This window comes from Pseudomonas sp. 05N432 (assembly GCF_056396945.1).
The window spans coordinates 135257-156473 of record NZ_JBFTMM010000013.1 but is presented as its reverse complement, the minus strand read 5'-3'; the positions used below and the strand labels follow the sequence as shown (position 1 = coordinate 156473).

The 21217-nt window shown below is 58.2% G+C and carries 21 protein-coding genes; 11 read left to right on the top strand and 10 right to left on the bottom strand.

The features are described 5' to 3' along the window. Positions 1-117 precede the first annotated feature (117 nt). Complete coding sequence (locus tag AC1DHT_RS15715; protein WP_427537440.1) at positions 118-2112, bottom strand: methyl-accepting chemotaxis protein; 1995 nt, start codon at positions 2110-2112, stop codon at positions 118-120. Between the two features lie 407 nt (positions 2113-2519). Here AC1DHT_RS15715 and AC1DHT_RS15710 point away from each other — a divergent pair, with 407 nt between their 5' ends. Beyond that, positions 2520-3056, top strand: a complete 537-nt coding sequence (locus AC1DHT_RS15710; RefSeq protein WP_427537437.1) for a hypothetical protein — start codon at positions 2520-2522, stop codon at positions 3054-3056. 57 nt (positions 3057-3113) lie between these two features. Here the strand turns inward: AC1DHT_RS15710 and AC1DHT_RS15705 are convergent, their stop codons facing one another. Then, positions 3114-4109 carry an aldo/keto reductase gene (locus AC1DHT_RS15705; RefSeq protein ID WP_427537434.1) on the bottom strand — a complete coding sequence of 332 codons (996 nt, stop codon included), beginning with the start codon at positions 4107-4109 and terminating at the stop codon, positions 3114-3116. 117 nt (positions 4110-4226) lie between these two features. Between AC1DHT_RS15705 and AC1DHT_RS15700 the strand changes: the two genes are divergently transcribed. After that, a complete protein-coding gene (locus AC1DHT_RS15700; protein ID WP_427537431.1) occupies positions 4227-5153 on the top strand; it encodes a LysR family transcriptional regulator in 927 nt (308 codons plus the stop codon). A 20-nt stretch (positions 5154-5173) separates the two neighbouring features. Here AC1DHT_RS15700 and AC1DHT_RS15695 read toward each other — a convergent pair whose 3' ends face one another. Further along, positions 5174-5305 carry a hypothetical protein gene (locus AC1DHT_RS15695; RefSeq protein WP_427537428.1) on the bottom strand — a complete coding sequence of 44 codons (132 nt, stop codon included), beginning with the start codon at positions 5303-5305 and terminating at the stop codon, positions 5174-5176. A 157-nt stretch (positions 5306-5462) separates the two neighbouring features. Between AC1DHT_RS15695 and AC1DHT_RS15690 the strand changes: the two genes are divergently transcribed. After that, entirely contained in the window at positions 5463-5651 is a 189-nt protein-coding gene (locus AC1DHT_RS15690) for a hypothetical protein (RefSeq protein WP_019690573.1), read from the top strand. Positions 5652-5666: 15 nt separating this feature from the next. Here the strand turns inward: AC1DHT_RS15690 and AC1DHT_RS15685 are convergent, their stop codons facing one another. Beyond that, a complete protein-coding gene (locus AC1DHT_RS15685; protein WP_427537425.1) occupies positions 5667-6044 on the bottom strand; it encodes a fe2+ zn2+ uptake regulation protein in 378 nt (125 codons plus the stop codon). 294 nt (positions 6045-6338) lie between these two features. Next, the gene (locus AC1DHT_RS15680; RefSeq protein ID WP_477750005.1) at positions 6339-9905 is read right to left on the bottom strand and encodes a dermonecrotic toxin domain-containing protein; all 3567 of its coding nucleotides are present in this window, start codon (positions 9903-9905) and stop codon (positions 6339-6341) included. Between the two features lie 588 nt (positions 9906-10493). Between AC1DHT_RS15680 and AC1DHT_RS15675 the strand changes: the two genes are divergently transcribed. The 3 genes from AC1DHT_RS15675 (at position 10494) to AC1DHT_RS15665 (ending at position 12461) form a co-directional block, all read left to right on the top strand. Beyond that, positions 10494-10769, top strand: coding sequence for a hypothetical protein (locus AC1DHT_RS15675; protein WP_427537419.1), 276 nt, complete (start codon positions 10494-10496; stop codon positions 10767-10769). A 169-nt stretch (positions 10770-10938) separates the two neighbouring features. Next, a complete protein-coding gene (locus AC1DHT_RS15670; protein WP_427537416.1) occupies positions 10939-11226 on the top strand; it encodes a hypothetical protein in 288 nt (95 codons plus the stop codon). Between the two features lie 194 nt (positions 11227-11420). Then, positions 11421-12461 (top strand): Ldh family oxidoreductase, encoded by a 1041-nt coding sequence (locus AC1DHT_RS15665; RefSeq protein ID WP_427537413.1) that lies wholly within the window; start codon positions 11421-11423, stop codon positions 12459-12461. A gap of 215 nt (positions 12462-12676) precedes the next feature. Here AC1DHT_RS15665 and AC1DHT_RS15660 read toward each other — a convergent pair whose 3' ends face one another. Continuing rightward, positions 12677-12994 (bottom strand): ElaB/YgaM/YqjD family protein, encoded by a 318-nt coding sequence (locus tag AC1DHT_RS15660; protein ID WP_347929938.1) that lies wholly within the window; start codon positions 12992-12994, stop codon positions 12677-12679. A gap of 165 nt (positions 12995-13159) precedes the next feature. Between AC1DHT_RS15660 and AC1DHT_RS15655 the strand changes: the two genes are divergently transcribed. Beyond that, positions 13160-13411 (top strand): hypothetical protein, encoded by a 252-nt coding sequence (locus AC1DHT_RS15655; protein WP_019690567.1) that lies wholly within the window; start codon positions 13160-13162, stop codon positions 13409-13411. On the opposite strand, the gene AC1DHT_RS15650 is transcribed toward AC1DHT_RS15655, so the two are convergent. Then, positions 13386-14324, bottom strand: a complete 939-nt coding sequence (locus AC1DHT_RS15650; protein WP_427537410.1) for a LysR family transcriptional regulator — start codon at positions 14322-14324, stop codon at positions 13386-13388. The two genes, AC1DHT_RS15655 and AC1DHT_RS15650, sit on opposite strands and share 26 nt — an antisense overlap. Before the next feature lie 85 nt (positions 14325-14409). Between AC1DHT_RS15650 and AC1DHT_RS15645 the strand changes: the two genes are divergently transcribed. After that, positions 14410-15330 carry a carbon-nitrogen hydrolase family protein gene (locus tag AC1DHT_RS15645; RefSeq protein WP_427537407.1) on the top strand — a complete coding sequence of 307 codons (921 nt, stop codon included), beginning with the start codon at positions 14410-14412 and terminating at the stop codon, positions 15328-15330. Between the two features lie 22 nt (positions 15331-15352). On the opposite strand, the gene AC1DHT_RS15640 is transcribed toward AC1DHT_RS15645, so the two are convergent. The 3 genes from AC1DHT_RS15640 to AC1DHT_RS15630 all read right to left on the bottom strand — a co-directional run bounded on the left by AC1DHT_RS15640 (position 15353) and on the right by AC1DHT_RS15630 (position 18064). Next, a complete protein-coding gene (locus AC1DHT_RS15640; RefSeq protein ID WP_427537404.1) occupies positions 15353-15826 on the bottom strand; it encodes an LEA/WHy family protein in 474 nt (157 codons plus the stop codon). Between the two features lie 58 nt (positions 15827-15884). Continuing rightward, positions 15885-17357, bottom strand: a complete 1473-nt coding sequence (locus AC1DHT_RS15635; protein WP_427537401.1) for a nucleobase:cation symporter-2 family protein — start codon at positions 17355-17357, stop codon at positions 15885-15887. Positions 17358-17689: 332 nt separating this feature from the next. Further along, positions 17690-18064: a DUF6124 family protein gene (locus tag AC1DHT_RS15630; protein WP_054597191.1), complete on the bottom strand. Its 375-nt coding sequence runs from the start codon at positions 18062-18064 to the stop codon at positions 17690-17692. 610 nt (positions 18065-18674) lie between these two features. On the opposite strand from AC1DHT_RS15630, the gene AC1DHT_RS15625 reads away from it, so the two are divergent. The 3 genes from AC1DHT_RS15625 (at position 18675) to zapE (ending at position 21211) form a co-directional block, all read left to right on the top strand. Next, entirely contained in the window at positions 18675-19391 is a 717-nt protein-coding gene (locus AC1DHT_RS15625; RefSeq protein WP_103314518.1) for a helix-turn-helix transcriptional regulator, read from the top strand. 51 nt (positions 19392-19442) lie between these two features. Then, positions 19443-19784, top strand: a complete 342-nt coding sequence (locus AC1DHT_RS15620) for a nuclear transport factor 2 family protein (protein WP_427537396.1) — start codon at positions 19443-19445, stop codon at positions 19782-19784. Between the two features lie 308 nt (positions 19785-20092). After that, a complete protein-coding gene (gene zapE / locus AC1DHT_RS15615; RefSeq protein WP_427537609.1) occupies positions 20093-21211 on the top strand; it encodes a cell division protein ZapE in 1119 nt (372 codons plus the stop codon). Positions 21212-21217 lie beyond the last annotated feature (6 nt).

Sequence of the window (21217 nt, the reverse complement as noted above, 5' to 3'; positions counted from 1 at the left end):
ACGCTGCGCATTTTGACCATTTTCCTCAATGAAAAAGGAGGCTTATGTTTCAAAGTTATTCATGGGTATCCCTTGAAGGTGATGCCCACGCGAAACGCGCGGGCGGCATTCACGGGTTCACCTGACCTTGAAGCGTCCCATGATCGAACTGACCCGGCTATTGGCGTCCAGCAGCTGGCGGGTATTGAGGTCGGTGGCGTGACCGCTTTGCACCAGCTCTTCGACCATATGGCGGATCTGCACCATGCTGCGGTTGATCTCCTCGGTCACCGCGCTCTGTTGTTCGGCGGCCGTGGCGATCTGGGTGCTGAGGCTGTTGATGTGGCTGACCGAGCCGGCCATTTCGTCCAGCCCGGCGTTGACGCGCGCTGTCGCATCGGCGGCGGACTGACAACTGGCCTGGGTGTTTTCCATCGCCGCCACCGAAGAGCTGACACCTTGGGTCAAACGGCTGAGCATCTCGTTGATCTCCGAGGTGCTGGCCTGGGTGCGGGCGGCCAGGGCGCGGACTTCATCGGCGACCACGGCAAAGCCTCGACCTTGTTCACCGGCCCGCGCCGCCTCAATCGCAGCGTTGAGTGCCAGCAGGTTGGTTTGTCCGGCAATCGCGCCGATCACCCCGAGGATTTCGGTGATGCGCTGGGCGTCCTGCTGCATGCTTTCGACTTTATGGGTGGCACTGGCCACTTCACCGATCAAGGCGATCACGCTGCTCGAGGCTTCGCCCACCACCACCCGCGAGCGGTCCGCGTGTTCGTTGGCGCGCTGGGTAAACGCCGCGGTTTCTGCGGCGTTCTCGGCAACGCTGTCGGCGGTCGAACTCATCTCGGTGATGGCGGTGACGGTCTGGTCGGTCTCCGAGGCATGACGCTGCAGGATCTGGTTGGTGTGTGCCGAGGTCTGTTGCAGCTTTTCCAGGCTTGAGGCCATGGCGCCTGTGGCCTGGGTGACTTCGCCGATCATGTTTTGCAGGTAGGCGATGAAGGTGTTGACCGAATGACCGATTGCGCCCAGTTCATCCTCGGCGCGAATGGTGATGCGCCGGGTCAGGTCGGCGTCGCCGGTGGACAGCGCGTCGATGTTGGCTTTCAAGGCTTTCATGCGCTGGATCAGTTGGCGGATTGCATAAATCTGCAGCAGCACCAGCAGCAAAACCATCGGGATCTGCAACAGGCTCAAGGTGCTCAAGACATCGTCGCGTTGAGCGGTGATCAGGTGGGTCGGCAGGGCAGTGGCAAGGAACCACGGTGTGCCTTCGATCGGACGCATGAAGAACGTGTTCGCCACGCCTTGATTGTCGAACTCGACGCGTTGCAGCGAAGCATCACGGCGCTCCAGTGCGGTTTTGATTTGCGCCGCAAACGGTGAATTGCCAGCCAGTTCACGGATGTTTTTCAGGACAATCGGTGCACTGATGCGCGAGCTGTTGCTGATGATCTTGCCGTCGGCCTCGACGATCAGCATTTCGGCGCCCAGGTCTTTTTCCTTGCGCGCCACCAGGTCGTTGAAGAAGCCAAGGGTGACGTCAATGGTCGCGACCCCGTACGGCACGCCATTGCGCGCTATCGCCATGGCGCAGTTGGTGCGCGGTTCGGCGCTGGCGTCGTCTTTATAGGCCGCGGCCCAGGCGCATTGGCCGCGGGGTGTCTGCATGCCGCCCTTGTACCAGGGCTGATCGTAATAGTTGGGCGCCGCGTCGCTGTTCCAGAAGGTGTTGACGGCCAGTTTTCCCGACGCATCCCGGTGCCAGAAGGTACTGAATTTGTTGCGTCCGGCTTCGCGCTGGCCAGGCAACGGCCAGATCCCGCCACCAAACACCTTCAGCTCACCGTACTGGTCCACCAGGCCAGGCAACACGGTGTCGATGGTCGCGCTGTCGAGCAGGGGAATGGTCTGGGTGATGCTGCGTTGTTGCGCTTGAACCTTGTTCAGTTCGCCCTGGATCTGTTCGGCCACTTCGGCAATACGGTTCAGGGCCACCTGTTCTTCCGTATGCCTCAGTTTCGGCGCGACCAACTGGCTGATGCCCACCACCGTCAAGGCGAATAACAACAGGATAAACAACACCAAAAATAGTGTGTAACGGGCTTGAATGGTACGGAATGCGGGCATTGGACCTGTCCTTGTGCTGAGCGCTCTTGTTGATCTATTGCGGCTTTTAGCAGCTATCGGCCCGTGGCAGGCCGACTTTAGTACCATCGTCCCAAATAGGGTCTTTTACAGACGACCGGTTGGTCATGGACATGAGCCATGTGCGGTTTCATTCCGGGCTGGTGACGTGGTTTCTTTCGGGGGTTATCAGCCTGATTCAGTGACGGTCTGATTGTTAAACAATTGTTTCAAGTCAATGAATTCAAGGGTTTGGTGATTTGTATCCGAAATGTACAAGAATTGTAAAAAGCTGAAATATTTGTAGTCCGAGGGACGCTGGCACATTGATACTCGCGTACCAATTCATCGGTTGAACAAGGACTTTTTATGGTCGCCTTAGAAGGACGTCTGCGCACAGGGACATTGTCATGACTATCGGTTATGTCGGTGGCTGGACCAGCAAGGCCGGATTACTGATTCGCGAGGGCGGAACGAGTGGCAGTAAACCCGTACCGCAGAACGTCAAGGTCAAGCAGATGCTCGCACTGGTGGGCAACGACCCATTGGCGCTGAACACCGCGAAAATGAACGAGCAGAAGCTCTACAAGAACTTCAAGGGATTCGACCCCGAGACGGTTACGGTCAAACAGCTCGGAAACATCAGCGCCTTTTTGCGTGATCGCGGTTTGATCAGCGATGTGACGGCCCTGACGCTGCTCAATGCTGGCGACAAGTTCGATCGCTTTGGGGTGCCGAAGAACCTGGACGAAAAATTCAATGCGCTGGAGTACTTCGCCACGCAACTGGATACCATCCAGAACAACAACCTCAAGGGCAACAAGTACGCCAACCACCTGATTCCCGAGTACAAGAAGGCGATTTACGTACTGCAGAACCTGAAGACGTATGGCATGGGCAATGGCCCCGCCGTTCCGAACACCAAGGGTGTCAGCGGCAAAGCCTGATCTTCAAGTGCAACAGGCCCGTCATACACGGCATGAACGGGCCTGCGACGCTCAATATTATCGATCGAGCATCTGCATGACGGCTTGCGGGTAACGCGCCCCGAGCACTGCGTCATCCGGAAAAATCGCCTCCAGCGCCGACAAGTCTTCCGGACTTAATACAACGTCCAGCGCGGCGACATTCTCCTCCAGATACTTGCGTTGCTTGGTGCCCGGAATTGGGATCAGGTAATCGCCTTGCGCGAGTACCCAGGCCAACGCCAGTTGCCCTGCGGTTACGTCTTTTTCCGCAGCCAGCGCTTGCACCTGCTCGACCAACTGCAAATTCCTGTTGAAGTTTTCGCCTTGAAAACGCGGGCTGAAGCGTCGGTAATCATCCGCTGCAAAATCGTCGGGACTTTTCAGGGCTCCGGTCAGAAAGCCTCGACCGAGCGGGCTGTACGGTACAAAGGCAATCCCCAGGCGCTGGCAGGTGGCCAGGCAATCGTTGTGCTCCTGATCGCGACTCCACAGCGAGTATTCACTTTGCAGCGCGCTGATCGGGTGAACCTTATGCGCTCGTTCAAGGGTTATCGCTGAGGCTTCGCTCAAGCCGAGGTAGCGCACTTTACCGGACTGGACCAGTTCGGCCATGGCACCGACGGTTTCTTCGATGGCCACGTCCGGATCGACGCGATGCTGGTAGTACAAGTCCAGGGTGTCCACGCCCAGGCGTTTCAGCGTGCCGTCGATGGCTGTACGGATGTACTCCGGTCGGCCATCGACTCCACGTGCAGTGGGGTTGGCCGGATCACGCACGATGCCGAATTTGCTGGCCAGGAACACCTGGTCGCGCTTACCCGCAATTGCTTTGCCAATCAGTTCTTCGTTGGTGTGCGGGCCATACATGTCGGCGGTGTCGAGCAAATTGACGCCCAACTCCATGGCGCGATGCAATGTCGCCAATGCCTCGCGAGTATCGCCGCCCGTGGTGTAGAAGTCGGTCATGCCCATGCAGCCCAGACCGATCGCAGAAACCTGAGGGCCGTTTTTGCCTAATTGACGAGTGTGCATGGTGTCGCTCCTTTTTTGATGTGGACCCATTGTTGCGCTCGACAAAAACAAGATAAACCGGCTAAAAACGCTATCACTGTTTGTAATTTCTAAATAATCCGCAGGTAACCAAGAGCAATGGACCGTTTTAATGCCATGCGAGTATTCACTCGCATTGTCGAGCTGGAAGGATTTGCCAAGGCTGCGGACAGCCTGCAAATGCCCAGGGCTTCGGTGACCATCCTGATCAAGCAGCTTGAGGCGCATTTGGGTGTGCAGCTGTTGCAGCGGACCACACGACACGTCAGTCCAACCGCCGATGGCGCGGCGTATTACCAGCGCTGCGTGCGATTGCTGGCTGATCTGGAGGAGGCAGAGGCGGCGTTTTCCAGCTCCCGGCAAAATCCGCGCGGGCTTTTGCGTATCGACATGCCTGCCGGCATCGGGCGTTTGCTGGTGATCCCGGCCTTGCCGGAATTTACCCGGCGTTACCCGCTGATAGAGTTGGAAATCGGCTTGAACGATCGCCCGGTAGATCTGATTCGCGAGGGCGTCGATTGTGTGCTGCGCGGCGGCTTATCGCTGGATGATTCGCTAGTGGCGCGACCGCTGGCGTTGCTCGATCAGGTCACCTGCGCCAGTCCCGGCTACTTGCAACGCCAGGGCACTCCACGGTGTCTGGAAGATCTGGCGGGGCACCAGATGGTCGAGTATTTCTCCAGCACCACCGGCAAGCGTTTCGGCCTGGAGTTTGAAATAGACGGACACGTGCACCCGGTGAACCTGCCCATACAGGTAGCGGTCAACAGCGCCGATGGTTATCTGGCCTCCTGTGAAGCGGGTTATGGCCTGGTCCAGACGCCGTACTATCACGTTGCACGGCAGTTGCGCGAGGGAACGTTGTGCGAGGTGTTGGAGCATCTGCCGCCGCCAGGGTTACCCCTGACGGCGCTCTATCCTCCGCATCGACAGTTGTCTCTGCGGGTGCGGGTGTTTGTCGACTGGTTGGTGCAGCTCTGCGCTCAGCCAGGTAACGGGCTGGTGCGCAGAGATTCAGGTAACTGAAGAGGGGGGGGGCGTACAGGTCAACGACGGTAGTAACCATCATGGTGGTAGCGATGGTCGCCATGCCAGCCACCTCCGCCTGGAAAACAGACGCAACCGCTCATGGTCAGGATAATCAGCAGGGGAATCAGCAGTGTGATTCGACGGAACATTTCTCAATCCTCATCGTTTGAACCGCATGCAGCCAAAATGCTTCATGGGCTGTAACATGAGACCCCGCTTGCAGCCGCTCATCCCCGAAGAAGCGTATGAGCTTGGCATGCATCACGATACAAACCGGATACATATTTTCAGGTTCAGGAACCCGCAATGACCCAGTCGCAACGTTTGAAATATTCGATTCTGATCTCCCTTGTCGTGCTGGGGATCATGCTTGGTCTGTCGTACATGCAGAACGCCGGGATGATCAGCGAAAAACTGTTCCAGTACATCGCCATTGGCGTTGCGGTGATCGTCGTGGTGATCAATGGTGTGATGCGCCGCAAGGTCAAGCCTTAAACGACGCGGTATGCGTCATTGACTGCCGTAGAGCACGGCTACGGCTTGAGGGTGCAGGCTGTAGCTCTTGTCTTCGTTCAAGACAATCACGCCTTCGCTGCACAGTCGCTTCAACACTTCGCGAACGCTGAGAAAGGACAGGGGAATACCCAGGTCCAGCAAGTGGCTGTGCACGCCGCGTCCGCCCAGCGGACGATCGTTTTCGATGGCGGTCAGTAACGCGTCGATCACTTTCAGGCGAATCAGGCTGGTTCGCAGGCCGAAGCTTTTGAGCAGTTGCCTGATGTCCTCGTTGCTGTGGCGTTCAGCGCTTTCGGCGAACGCGCCAACGTCCAGTTTCAGTGATCCGTTTGGCGCAAGGTTGCCATCCGTTGGCAGTTGCGAGTTGTACATGCAAAAACTCCTTTTCAGAGCCTGATCAGGAAAAAAAGTGATGGGTGCTCTCATTGATTAATGACGAATGAGCTGCGCAAATCATGAAGGCTCGGATGTAGAAAATTTGTCGGGGTTACGTCAGCGTAAGGTGAGATGCACTGTTTTTCCGGGGCTGGCCACATTAAATTTTCTTCATGCTGACGCGTTACTTCGACAAGGCACATTCCCGCCAGCTGCCGGGGTGGTCTTTCCTGGATTCCAACCTTCGCGATGAGCCGGCGAAAACTACCCTTCACGTTTGATTCACGGGCATCAATTTTCGGTCACAGGTACCGGGTCGAGTTGACGTCCCATTTCACAGACCAGACGTGCGACAGAATCGGCATTGCGAAGGATGGTGTCGATCCGCCGATCCGGTGAAGCCCGGTCGCGAAACACTCTGCGGGCTTCCTTCAGATTGCTGGTGCCGGTGATGGTCTTGATCCCATCACTCAGTTTTTTGGCGGCAGGAATGTCATCGAGGTCCTGCCAGGCTTTCTCCGCGCTGTTCCAGTAGGCGAACAATTCATCGATGGGGGTCTGTATCGACAATGCCTCGCGCTGAAATTGCTCTTGATCCTGTTTCAACTTGCTGGCTTGAGTGGTGATCGTCGAGATCAGGTCGCTGAAGGGTCTTCTCGATTCCAGGTAAGCGATATCCAGCGTATTTGAAAACAGGTGCGAGAACTCATGGATCAGCGTTGCCGCCTGCGCATGGGCAACGACATCAAAGGGCTCCGTCAGCACATGGTTGTAGTGGTTTAGATTTTGATCGAAGAACTTCTCTGTAAAGTGCACTTTCTGTTGCTGGTCATCGTCGAATACAAAGGCAATCAAGCCTTCCCAGGGATAACGGTTTGAACCGACGACAAAGCGCTTATGGTCGAGTTTGTCCAGTGTCGGATCTACCAGTGCCTTGCACAGCGGAACAATGGTTGCCTTGATTTTATCCAGAAGGGACTTATCGACCGTCGGCACATCAAAGAACGCTTTGAAAAAGCCATCCAGCCGTGTTCCGGGCGTGACGGCTCTCAATTGAACCAGATTGTGCAGACTGTTGAATGCGTATGAACGGGCCAGATCCAGCGACTGTTCAATCATCCGGGCCCTTTCCGGGTAGAGCTGACGGATGGCCTCCATGCCTTGAGCCTCTATGTTGATGTGTTTTCGCGCCTTGAAGTGGGACTGGAACTGGTTGTACATCTGAGACATGGTTTTACCGAAATGAACGGTATGCACGTCCGGATCCAGCACCCACTGCGTGCCGCTGTTCTTCAGATAAGGGCCTTGTCGTTGATCATCGACGATGCGTGGTGCCACACCGAACTTTTCGATCCGGAAAACCTTTCCGTTGACCGGGGCATATTTGTACCTGGTTTTTGAATCGAGGTAAGTGCCGTCGACAGCCTTGGCACCCAGCTTTTTCAACTCGATGGTGCTGGCTTCAAAGGATTGCAGCAGAGTGCGAGAAGGAGAGGTGAGATCGACCTTGGCAATGTCGGTGGCAACGAAAGGCTTTTCGACGACGGGTCCGCTGTGCACGACCGGCTCAGCGGTCGAAGCGCCAGGTTGATGCAACAACTTGCCCAGTGTCGCCATTTGCGACACGCCGTTGATAAAGGTCTTGAGCGCAGCCTTCCAATGATGGTCCTGCAGGGCCTCGGCCGATTGTTTGAATGACGTGTAGCTTTCCCACAGAAGGTGGGGGATCGCCAGTTTGCCTGGCAGAAACTCTATGCCGTACCTGAGGCCTTTGCTGAACAATGCCTTGAGCGCCTCCCAGTCGGACTGCCCGGCAGGTTGCGATTGACTGTCGAGCATGTGTGACAGCAGCGCTTTGTTATCGATGAACAATTGGTGCAACAGATTTCCATCGACAGGACTGGATGCCAGTCGAATGTCGGACGTGCCGCTGCCGGCCAGCAAATTTTTGTAGGTCGCCTGATGCGGATCCGGCAGGCGTCTGATCAGCAGATCCTGCAATGCCCCCGGAAGGTTGATTGCGTTCAGGACGCTGGCTTCATTTTCATACTCGGTGATTCCCAGATGCCTGTCGTATGGCGCATACAGAATCTGCGGCGCCGCAGCGGATTCTCCGATCAGGTAGAGCCCTAATGTCTTGACGGCCGCGGCGCCTTCTGTCGCGATCAGCTCCAGGGGACGCACGATTGCCTTGGCGCCCGTTACCGCTGCGCGTGCCAGGGCGTCCGGCATGTCGAGAACTTGCTGAACCAACCCGAAGCCGCGTTCGGAAAGTTTTCCCTGAAGCTTCAGCGTGTGGGCATGCAACAGCAGTTGCCAGGGCAGTTGCTTGATGAATCGCAGCTGTCGGGTCGCGACACCTGGCGCGTCGATCGCCAATGTATTTGAAAGAAATTGACGATAGGTCGCCTTGATGTCCAGCTGTAGCAAAAGCCTTTTGACTGCGCTGGCATCAAGGGCCGCCGGGAGCGTCTGAGCGATTTTCGAGGCAATGCTGAACCCGGTGTTTTGCAAGGTATTGGTATGGTTCAGCGCAAAATCGGTCAATGTTCGCGCAGGACCGGCCAGCGCCAGATTGGGCGTCACTAACAGTTGATCCGGATCGAGACTGGCTCCCGGAAATTGCCTGGTCATTAGCGCTTTCAGTTGTTCGCGGGCATAGTCCGTCAGCGGCTTGACATCATGCAGGTAGTCTTTGCCGCTCTCTATGCTGTGTCGTAATTGCTCCAGTATTTCCAGGTGTCGCAGCACTTCACTCTCGGGCGCCGCCCCGAGCCAGACGGGGAGTGATTGTTGCGTGACGATCCCCTCGGCAATCTGCATCGCACGCTGAAGGTTGAGTGGGGTGGGAGTCTGTTTGTGTTGCTCAAAATCAGCCTGTACCACCGAGCTGGGCAACTCAAGTGAATGGGTGTGCCTTCGGGCGTCCAGGTACTGTTCGATGGCTGATTGTTGACGATCCTGAAGCACATTTCTTTCAATCAGTCGAAAAGGCCCAAGCGTGCAGGTTCGGTGTGGGCGATATTGCGTGCGAGGGATATTTTCCAGGAGCAGCATTCGTTGTTCGTCATCCAGGAGACGCCTGCCCAGCTCGACCTTGACACTGGTGACGGAACTGAAGGTTTCGAGCCCGCGCCCGGGCGTCCACAGGATCGCCCGACCGGAGTGTGCCGGGTCAAGCCCGCCACGCTCGGTCAGCAAAAAGCAGTTGGCCAGCGGCATTGGATCCGGCTCAGTCGAGCACTCAAGCGTCAACGACCAGGCATCTGGTCGAAACCCGTTCAGCGCCTCCCTTTGATTTCGGGTCGGTTTGTCGGGGTTGAGCAGGGTATCGAGCATGGCCTTTTCGTCTGCACGGAGTGTCTTGGTGCTCACTCTCAGCGTGGCTTCACCGCGGATTCCCACCGACATTGCATGGGCGAGATCGGCCTTGATGGTCTCCAGAAAAGTGCTTTGTTGTTCAACACTGCCTGAAGGTTGAGCGGCTGTTTTCAGGTCAAGGGACGATTGAACGCTTTGAAATGTTTTTAGCGACAGGGCAGCCTTTTCTGCCAGCAGGACCGAAGGACGATTGTCGCCGGAAATCAGCGGGCGCGTACTCCAGCGCTCCGAGATTGCTGTCGCCAGCAATTGATTGTCGAGCATGCCACGCACATCCAGTGCCCGGTCGAACAAGGCCTGGACATCGATGGCACCATCGCTGTGTCGGCAGGTGTCCAGTGCATCCGTGATGCTGTGTTGTTGCTTGGCAATGATGTCGTCGACCATGTCGTGAAACACCGGACCAAGCATCGGTACTCCCGACACCTCAGGCTTGTCGAAGCCCAGAAACACATCACGCTGTTGCCGTGTCAGCAAGCTGTACAGTTCGTCGTCGTGTCCGGCCGACCTGACCATGGTTTGTATGATCGCTTTAAGGTCGGCGTAATCTTTCAGGACCTGCAAGCCATTGGACTGGGTATACAGATAAGCCGTGGAGTCGCTGTTCAGCATCATGGCGCCAGCCAGTTCGACGTAATTCTCGCGGTGTTCCCAGATGCGGATTTTTTCCGGTTTCAGGTCGCTGGCAGCGTTGCTGCGTGTAGCGCTTTCGTGGTCGAGGAGTGCGGTCAATGCCAGGCTTTGCTCAGGGCTGATGATTGCGCTCTGGCGCTTCAACAACAGATCCGTTCGGGCCTTGTCGCTCATGGCTTGAGCAAAGAAGTCCCGGCGAGAAACACCGGTATGAACGTCTGTTGCCCAATAGACCTGCAGCAGACTTGCCAGCATGGGCATCAAACTTGCCGCGAGCGCCTTTGTGGCCTGCTCCCACTGATACTGATGTACCGGGTTAACGGGGGAGGAGGGTTGCAGAGGATTGGTGAACTCGCGAACCTGTCCCAAAGGCCATGTTTGATGCAGGTAAAAGCGCAGTAGCGCATCACTCAGGGGCATGGAGTCCACCTGATGTCGAGCGGTGGTAGTGTTCGTCGCTCCAGCGGCCCGGCTTTCAACGAAAAAGCTGACATGGGTGGCGCTTTGATCGAGCTTGGGAAAGGACTTGCGCAGCGCGTTGTTGAGCAATTGATTGAGCATGTCCGTCAGTGTCGGTATTGCGCTCAGCTCCTGGAGCATGAGCTCGACATTTTTACGATGGCTCTGTTTCAGAATGCGGGTCTGTTCTTCGAATACCAGACCGTCGATGACTTGACCTGTCAATGTGAGTGCGTCGTTGGTACCTGACGCATTGCGTTGGGCGATGGGGAGAAAGCGCAACAGGTCCTTGCGCTCTGCAGCATTTTTCAGTTTGTCGTCCAGCGCCTTCAACAATGCTTGTCGATCATCGAACTTTTGCAGCCCGCCATAGGGCGTGTAGAGGATGGCCTGTGTGCCGTTGGGTACCGGATGCATCATGAAGCTGCCCGCAAGGGGCTCGGCGTCTGAACCCGCAGCCTTCAGCATGATGTTCTCGACGGTCATCGGTATTGTTTGTGCTGAGCGCAGTGCGTGGGTCGCCAGTTCAACGGTACGCAGCCAGGACAGGTCCGCGAGTGTGAAACCCATGGCCCGGATGCGTGGGCTCAATATTCTGGTGTCGCGTAATGCTTCAGGAAAAAAAAGCGGTAACGAATCGTCAGTCATTGTTTTTGCCTCAGCTGAAGCGACGGTTCTACGTCGCAGGAAGAAAGCCCAAGGCTAGCGTCTTGGCAGCGTCAAACGGTGGTAGATAGTTAGTGCATGCGCGGCGCCTGCATCGTTGATGATCAGGCCCGTTGCAGGTCTCGGCGTCGTTGAACGACGAAGGTTGACAGAGGGCTCGCAAAACGGTGTTTAATCAGCCTGTAAGGTCCCCGTACGCTGTTGCCCCCTCCAATAAAAAACCTGGAGCTTCAGATGTCTGTGCCACACGATCATGCCGTCAATGCAGTCTCGCAACACTTGTCGTACGAAGAGTTGGTTGGCTTACTGGAATCGATATTTCTAAGGCATGGCACAAGCCCCGAGGTTGCCCGGGTGCTGGCGCAAAACTGTGCGGGCGCCGAACGCGATGGTGCCCACAGCCATGGCGTGTTCCGGATGCCCGGCTATGTCTCGACGCTCAACAGCGGTTGGGTCAATGGCAAGGCCGTTCCAGTGGTCGAGGATGTGGCCTCGGGTTTTGTCCGGGTGGATGCCGGCAACGGCTTCGCCCAACCGGCGTTGGCTGCAGGCCGCGAACTGTTGGTGGCGAAAGCCCGCAGCGCCGGCATCGCGGTCATGGCGATCCGCAACTCCCATCATTTCGCGGCACTTTGGCCAGACGTCGAACCCTTTGCCTATGAAGGTCTGGTGGCGCTGAGTGTGGTCAACAGCATGACCTGCGTGGTGCCGCACGGTGCTGATCGCCCGCTGTTTGGCACCAACCCGATTGCTTTCGCGGCGCCACGCGCGGGTGCAGACCCGATCGTGTTCGACCTGGCCACCAGCGCCATCGCCCATGGCGACGTGCAGATCGCTGCGCGCAAGGGCGAGCGTCTGCCACCCGGCATGGGTGTCGACAGCCTGGGCCAGCCAACGCAGGACCCGAAAGCGATTCTGGAGGGCGGCGCATTGCTGCCGTTCGGCGGGCACAAGGGGTCGGCGTTGTCGATGATGGTCGAACTGCTGGCGGCGGCGTTGACCGGTGGCAACTTCTCGTTCGAGTTCGACTGGTCGAATCATCCCGGGGCGAAAACCCCGTGGACCGGCCAGTTACTGATTGTGATCGACCCGAGCAAAGCCGCCGGGCAGAACTTCGCCGAACGCAGTGAAGAACTGGTCAGGCAGATGCATGCTGTGGGACTGCGGCGTTTGCCGGGTGACCGACGTCATCGCGAGCGGGCCAAGTCGTTGGCCGGGGGCATCGCGCTCGATGCGCAGACCCTGGCGCAATTGCGCGAACTGGCGGGTAATTGAGAGCCATGACGTAACCTGTAGCAGCTGGCGCAGCCTGCGTTCGGCTGCGCAGCAGTCGTAAGTCCTACTTGCACGGTCTGTCTGACATACCGCATGACCAGATTTTACGACTGCTTCGCAGCCGAACGCAGGCTGCGCCAGCTGCTACGGATTATGCGTTGTACCCGGAAGCTCCTAACTGGCTGGCATTAGGCCCATGGCTCGCCTTTGTTATTTCAGCGCCGCCCCAGCAGCAACCCGACCACCAGACCGAACCCGGCCGAGATCGCAACGGTTTGCCAAGGGTGACCGCCGATGTAGGTTTCGGTCGCCTCGACCACTGGCCGGGTCCGTTCACGCACACTGGAGACAGAATCGCGTGCCTGCCGCAGTTTCAGCGCGACTTGTTCGCGCAGGTTCTCAGCTTCCTCACCGACCAGCGAGGCACTGCTTTTGAGCAGTTTCTCCGATTCTTCGATCAACGCTTGAAGCTCGCTGAAGACTTGATCCTTGATTTGCTCGTCGTTTGCTTGCACCGGGGTTTTTCGGGCCATCAGGTGACTCCTTGCAGGTTAAGGGACAGTGATCAATGGAGTGTAGGCGCGGCGGAAAAGTTGCAGGTTTTTTGCCCTGAAAATCAACGCCAATGGAAAATCTGCCTCTGGAGATTTCCACCTACAGTGTAAGATGTTGCCTATTTTATGCAGCAGGTAACTCCCATGAGCTTCAATCTGGCCGACAAGCCCCTTGCCGAGCGCGCTGCGCTTGAAGATGAAAAGTCCCGTCTGTTCGATCTCTGGCAGAGCAACCTGGGTAAATCCAAAGGCGAAGCAGCACGCTTGTTCGGCGAGCGCTCCAAGCGTAAGGGCAAATGGGCCGAGTGGGTGCGCTCTGAACTGGATGCCATGTCACCGCCGGAATACGCGAATATGGTCCGCAGCGAAGTCAATCGCTTGATGGCCGCCAAGTAGACGCTTGTAAAAAGCTCGCTACGATCGCTTCACGCACTTTCAGCAACAGCGGATCGAGCTGGTTGTTGGTTCGCCAGCCCAGTTCGATCGGGTAGCGCGGCAATGCCAGCGGGCAGGGCAGCACGGTCAACCCGCTGAGTGCCGCGATGCTCTGCGCCGCATGGGCCGGAATGGTCGCCACGGCCCGGCTACTCTTGAGCAAGAACGGCAACGCGGCAAAATGCGTGGTTGACGCACACACCCGGCGACTCAATCCCAGCCCCGCCAAACCCTCATCGGTAATGCCGATAAACCCTCCAGACGACACCAGAATGTGCTCGCGAGCGACAAACTCGTCGAGGCCTATTTCCTGTTGTCCGTCGGCCAGGCTATCGGGGTCGACCAGGCACTGATAGCCCCCTTCACCCAGCACCTGACGGCTGAGCAAGCGTTCGGCAAAACCGCCGGCGGTGATCGCCAGGTCAATGCTGCGCTCCATCAAGGCCTGAGCCACGATCTGGCTGTGGGTCTGACGAAAGATCAGCCGCAGCTTTGGCGCGCGCTGGGCGATTTCCTCGATCAATCGCCGGCCATAGGCAATCTCGAAATCATCCGATAAACCGACAATCACTGAACGACCTTCGTACTGGTTGGCCGCCGGATCGACCATCGCCAGGCTTTGTCGGCACTTGTTCAGCGCGTCGCTGACGACCGGTTTCAATTGATTGGCGCGCAATGTCGGCGCCAGACCGCGACCGGTGCGCACAAACAATTGATCGGCGTAGACGTCGCGCAGTCGGCGCAGTGCTGCACTCACGGCGGATTGCGTAACACCTAAACGCAGGGCGGCGCGGCTGGCGCTGGACTCGTCGTGCAGCGCTTCGAAGACTTTGAGCAAGTTGAGGTCGATGTCGGCGATATTCATTTGGCTCATATCTTTCAGCAGTGAACGGGGCTTTATTCATGATCGGCGGTGGCCGGAGAATGAGCAATACCTCAATGCTCAGGGAGTTACCGCGATGCCAAAGTCCATTGTTGCTGCACTGCAAATCGGTTCGTTGCCAGGCGGCAAGGGCGAGACCCTGGAACAGATTCTTTCTTATGAACAGGCGATCATCGAGTCTGGCGCCGGGCTGGTGGTCATGCCCGAGGCGTTGCTCGGCGGTTACCCCAAGGGCGAAGGCTTCGGCACGCAGTTGGGTTATCGCTTGCCGGAAGGGCGTGAGGCGTTTGCGCGCTATTTCGCCAATGCCATCGATGTGCCGGGTGCTGAAACCGAAGCCTTGGCGGGTTTATCTGCGCGAACCGGGGCGAATCTGGTGCTAGGCGTGATCGAGCGTTCAGGCAGCACCTTGTACTGCACCGCGTTGTTCTTTGAACCGCAAGCCGGCTTGGTCGCCAAGCACCGCAAACTGATGCCCACCGGCACCGAGCGGTTGATCTGGGGCAAGGGCGACGGCTCGACACTGCCGGTGATCGACAGCCAGGTCGGGCGCATTGGCGCCGCCGTGTGCTGGGAAAACATGATGCCGCTGCTGCGCACGGCGATGTACGCCAAAGGTGTGGAAGTCTGGTGCGCGCCAACGGTCGACGAGCGCGAAATGTGGCAAGTCAGCATGCGCCACATCGCTCATGAAGGCCGCTGTTTCGTGGTCAGCGCCTGCCAGGTCCAGCCATCGCCACAAGCCTTGGGGTTGGAAATTGCCAACTGGCCGGCCGAGCGCCCATTGATTGCCGGTGGCAGTGTAATCATCGGCCCAATGGGCGACGTGCTGGCCGGTCCGTTGTTGGGCGGTGCAGGTTTACTGACGGCCGAGATCGACATCGATGAACTGGTGCGTGCGCGCTACGACTACGACGTGGTCGGGCACTATGCGCGCCCGGACGTGTTCGAGCTGACCGTGGATGAACGGGCCAAACCCGGTGTGCGGTTTATCTGAGACGCTGTGCTCTGCGGCTGATTTACCAGATGCCGGCTGTCGAGCCAGGCAGGTTGAGTGTGCCTTTGTCGACAAAACGGACGGTGCCTGACGCACCGCCAGACAGCTTGCCGCGTAATACAAAAGGCAGGTTGTTGAGCGATTGCGTCTGGCTCAGGCCAAGGGTTTGACGCAGCACGGAGAACGCCGAAATACTCACGGGCACCGTGATGATCGCTTCCGAGTAACGCGGAATCGATCCGGTTTGATCGCTCACGCCAGTGGCCAGGGGTTGGCCGTTGACCTCGAGGCTCAGGGCCACGCCGTTGTAATAAATGGGCGTTTCGTTGGGATTTTGCAGACGCAGTTTCACTGCAAAGCGCACTTCCAGGTCCTGGTTTTGCAGCGGTTCAATGCCGACCACGTTGATGTTCAGCGGATCACGATTGGGGAACAGTGCGCAGGCGCTCAGGCTGAGCAACAGCAGGGAAAGGCTTAAGGCGAGGAATCTGCGCATGAACGAGCTCTCGTAAAGATAAGGGTCGAACCGCCGGCGGCTCGACCCTCGAGCGGCGTTAGCGGTTCACCTGTGCGACCACGGAAGGCTTGAGTGGTTCGCCGTGCGGCGTGACATCCGGGTTCTCCATGACCGTGAGGATCGAAGCTTCCGGATCAAAATCGTCTTCTTCCAGCTCGATGAACTCTTCGGGCAGGAAGATATTCAGCACGATAGCGCACAATGCGCCGACGGTGATCGGCGACTCGAAGATGTTGTGCAACGCCTTGGGCAATTCGCGCAACACTTCCGGTACGGCCGCAACACCCAGCCCCATGCCCAGCGAAATGGCGACGATCAGCATGTTGCGCCGATGCAGGCCTGCCTCGGCGAGGATCTTGATCCCGGCCACCGCTACGGTGCCGAACATCACCAGCTCAGCGCCGCCCAGTACGGGTTTGGGCATCAGTTGCAGCACGGCGCCAATCATCGGGAACAGCCCGAGCACTACCAGCAGTCCGGCGATAAAGAACGCGACGTAGCGGCTGGCCACGCCGGTGAGCTGGATCACCCCGTTGTTCTGCGCGAAGGTCACCATCGGCATGCTGTTGAAGACTGCGGCCATCGCCGAGTTGAGACCGTCGGCGAGCAAGCCGGATTTGATCCGCCGAATGTAGATCGGGCCTTTGACCGGTTGCTGGGAAATCATCGAGTTGGCGGTCAGGTCGCCGGCCGCTTCCAGCGGCGAGACCAGGAAAATCACTGCCACCGGAACGAACGCCACCCAGTCGAAGTTGAAGCCATACTTGAACGGCACCGGAACGCTCATCAGCGGCACGGCGGTCATGTTGGCGAAATCGACGTCACCCATCAGCCACGCAACGACGTAACCGAGGGTCAGGCCGATAACGATGGCGCCCAGGCGCAGGAACGGTACATCGACCCGGTTGAGCACGACGATGGTGCCCAGCACCAATGCGGCCAGCGCCAGGTGGCTTGCGGCGCCCAGATCCGTCGCGCCAAAGCCGCCGGCGATGTCGGTCATGGCGACCTTGACTAGCGACAAACCCATCAGGGTGATGATGGTGCCGGTGACTACCGGGGTGATCAGCATTCGCAGCTTACCGATGAACTGGCTCAGCACCACTTCGATGAACGCGGCAAAGAAGCACACGCCGAAAATCGTCGAGAGGATTTCATCGGTGCCACCACCACGCGCCTTGACCATGAACCCGGCGCTGAGAATCACGCTGATAAACGAGAAACTGGTGCCTTGCAGGCACAGCAGGCCGGAACCGATCGGTCCGAAACGCCGCGCCTGAACGAAGGTGCCCAGGCCCGAGACGAACAGCGCCATGCTGATCAGGTAGGGGATTTCGCTTTGCAGGCCCAGGGCGCTGCCCATGATCAGGGTCGGCGTGATGATCCCGACGAAGCTCGCCAATACATGTTGCAGCGCGGCGAAGAGGGTCGCAGTGAAATGCGGGCGGTCGTTGAGGCCGTAGATCAGGTCGGAACGAAGCGCAGTTTTCGAGTGGTCAGATGAGGTCACGGGGAGGGCGCCAAAAAGGCCAGGTCAGAAAAGGGAGGCGCAGGATGCCAGCCGCAGGCATCGAGGGCAACGCGCGGTTGTTCAAAACGGACGGGGCTGGAACGACAAACCCGCCAGCCTTGTGAAAAGGTGGCGGGTTTTGTGTTGTTCGCAGACACGGCCGAGAACCTGTGGCGAGGGAGCTTGCTCCCGCTCGGCCGCGAAGCGGTCGTAATCCGGCAATCGCGTTCCATCTGGATATTCGCGGTGGCTGATTTTAGGGTCGCTTCGCCCGAGCGCGGACCGACCCGCGGGAGCAAGCTCCCTCGCCACTATGACTGAAGCCGGATTGGCTACTGCGGAGAATCAGGTGGGTCGAGGTGATCGAGGGCGCGATTCACGGCGAGTTCGGCCAGGGAAATCATCTGCTGAATCGCCAGCGCGGTATTGCGTTTGGGGCCTTCAAGTTCGAACGCCAGATCGCTGGCCATGACATTGGCCGAGGCGAGGGTCTCGCAGGCGTGGGCCAGCAGGGTTTCACTGTCGACGTCGGGAGCGATGACGAAAATGCAGCCGGGGCGTCGGTCGGCTAGCAATGTCTTGGTTTCCGGCAGCACCAGGTAATGATCCAGCGCACGGTGCGCGGCGGCGTGGAGTTCTTTTGAATTGAGGGAGGCGTAGGGGGAAACCGGATCGGTTTCGGGGGGATTGGGCGTGGCTTTGAACATGGCGAATCTCCTTACTTAACAGTGGAGTCGCAACCTATTGCTACCAAACGATAGGGTGGCGACTGAACGCAGGTTGGTAGACCGGGTAAGGAAACCGGCGCACCCGAAGGCGCCCTGCGCACAGCCGCCATAACAAACAGCAGACGACAAAAAAGCGTCACTGAATGGAAATGCCGGAGCTGTGCGCCTTACCCGGGCTACCAAACCCGATCGCTGATAATCAGCGACACGGAAACGATAGAGGCGAGGACCAAAGCGCACAAGCCGGCGGATTCTGGCGCAGGTGTAGGCCATGACGCAAGGCGTTGTAGCCTCTGATGGGCACTGCGTAGGCAAGCTTAAACACCCGTCGTAGCAGCTGCCGAGCCTGCGAGGCTGCGTTCGGCTGCGAAGCAGTCGTAAAATCAGGCAACACGTTCGTTTTGATCGTACGTTAACCCTGTGGGAGCGAGCCTGCTCGCGATGACGGTTTTACATTCGGCAGTAATAGTTACTGTCACACCGCTATCGCGAGCAGGCTCGCTCCCACAAGGGGCTTTTGCTGCTGACAGTTTCTGACAGTGGCCTCTGCTAAGCTCCGTCAACCTTCATTCCACAGAGCAGGCTGATCGTGTCGCGTACCAGTCGGTTGTTGACCTTGTTGCAAGTGCTGCGCGGTAAAAGTCGTCCGGTGACGGCGGCGACACTGGCCAGCGAGTTGGAGATCTCGGAGCGCACGCTGTACCGCGATATCGCCGAACTGACGGCCCTCGGTGCGCCAATATTCGGCGAGGCGGGTATCGGCTATGTGCTGCGCAGCGGTCTGTTTCTGCCGCCGTTGATGCTCAATGCCGACGAGACGGAAGCAGTGGTGCTGGGGTTGCGTTATGTCGATCAGCGTGGCGATGAGGTGTTGAGCAAGGCCGCCGCCGATGCGTTGGCGAAGATTGCCGCCGTATTGGCGCCGGACGCTCAGGAAGCCTTGCGCAACCCGACGGTTTTGCCGGGGCCACCGGGTTACGGTTATCCGCAAAACGCTGTGGAATTGAATGTGTTTCGCCAGGCGATTCGTGCGCAGGCCAAGTTGCATATCGATTACGCAGACGTGAACAAAACCCCTAGCCAGCGGTTGATCTGGCCGTTGGCACTGGGTTTTCTGAATGAGGCACGGGTGATCGTTGCCTGGTGCGAGTTGCGCGGGGATTATCGAACCTTTCGTACCGACCGGATTGCCGCCGCCCAAGAGCTGGGTGAACGCTATCCGGGGCGTCGCAGCGACCTGTTGCGAGCCTGGCGCAAGGCGATGCAACTGGATGAAGCAGGGCGATTCACTCCTGACAAGAACTGACACAGCGCTGCTTTAAAATGGCTCCAGAATCAACCAACAAGGAGCCGTACCATGTCGAACCCAGCCGTTTCACTCGCACCTGCCATTGCCGCCTATATCGCTGCCGCCAATGCCCGTGACAGTTCGGCGGTCGCCAGTTTTTTCGCTGAGGATGCGAATGTTTTCGATGAGGGCGCCCATCAGGTCGGCACCCAGGCCATCGCCCAATGGATGGAAGACACCGCAAGACGTTACCAGCCTCGGGTCGAAGTGCTGGAGGTGCAGCAACGCACCGGCAAAGTTCTGGTCAGTAACCTGATTTCCGGCACGTTCCCCGGCAGCCCGCTGGAACTGCGCTATGTGTTCCGCCTGAACGAGCAAGGCAAGATCGCCCGACTCGATATCTCGCTCTAGCCCCCCCTGTAGCARCTGGCGAAGCCTGCGTTCGATYGCGYAGCGGTCGTAAATGCTGACGACTCGGTGAACCTGAATCACCGAGGGGSATGGTTTTACGACTGCTGCGCAGCCGGACGTCGCCTGCGGCAACTGCTACGGAATGGTGTGCGCCGMGAGTTCTGTAGCARCTGGCGAAGCCTGCGTTCGAGGGCGAAGCACTCGTAATCCGGTCTTCTCGGTCTATCTGAATACATGCGCAGCCTGGCGGCAGCTGCTACGTGTGTCGTGGCATACTCTGGACTTTTGCGTTCGGACCCATGGCCGATATGACCTTCGATTCACCCCTCAGCGCTTACCAATACGCAATCAAGCAAAAAGGCTTCGTGCCGGATGCCGCGCAAGAACATGCCGTTATGGCATTGCAGCAGTGTCACGAAGCCTTGCATCAGGGCCGAACGCCGGTCACCGGGGTTTACCTCTGGGGCCCGGTCGGGCGTGGCAAGACCTGGTTGATGGATCAGTTCTACCAAAGCCTGCGGGTGCCGGCGCGGCGTCAGCACTTTCACCATTTCATGGGCTGGGTGCACCAACGCTCGTTCCAACTGACCGGCACCGCCGACCCGCTGCGGGCTCTGGCCCGTGAGTTGGCCCGGGATGTGCGGGTGCTGTGTTTCGACGAATTGTTTGTCAATGACATCGGTGACGCGATCATCCTCGGGCGGCTGTTTCAGGTGATGTTCGACGAAGGCGTGGTGATGGTCTGCACCTCCAATCAACCACCGGATCAGCTCTACGCAGACGGTTTCAACCGTGACCGGTTTTTGCCGGGGATTGCCGCGATCAAAGGCCACATGCAAGTGGTGGCGGTGGATGGTGGCGAAGATCACCGATTGCATCCTGGGGCAGCTCTGCAGCGTTATTGGGTCAGCGCACCCGGTCAGCCCGATCCGATGAGTGAGGTGTTCAAACAACTGACCGAAGGACAGTCGGTATCCAGCGATCCGGTGATCATCGGCTATCGCTCGGTAACGGTCGTCAAGGCCAGTGAAACCGTGCTCTGGTGCCGTTACGCGGACCTGTGCGAGCAGCCATTTGCGGCGATGGACTTCATGGCGTTGTGTGATCGCTTCAGCGCTATTTTGTTGAGCGAAGTCCCCAACCTCAGCGCCCATCAGCGCCCCGGTCGCATTGCCCGAGGCACCGAGGATGGTGCCGAGCGCGTCGAGGCCGGCGACCGCGAACTGCCGCAGTTGTCGGTTCACGACGACAGCGTGCGGCGCTTTATCGCGCTGGTCGACGAGTGCTACGACCGCAAAGTGCCGCTGTACCTCGACGCGCAGGTGCCGATGGATGAGCTGTATACCGAGGGTTACCTGGAGTTCCCGTTTCGCCGGACCCACAGCCGGTTGAAGGAAATGCAACTACGGCGCTTTGCCGAAGCCTGAACCTAT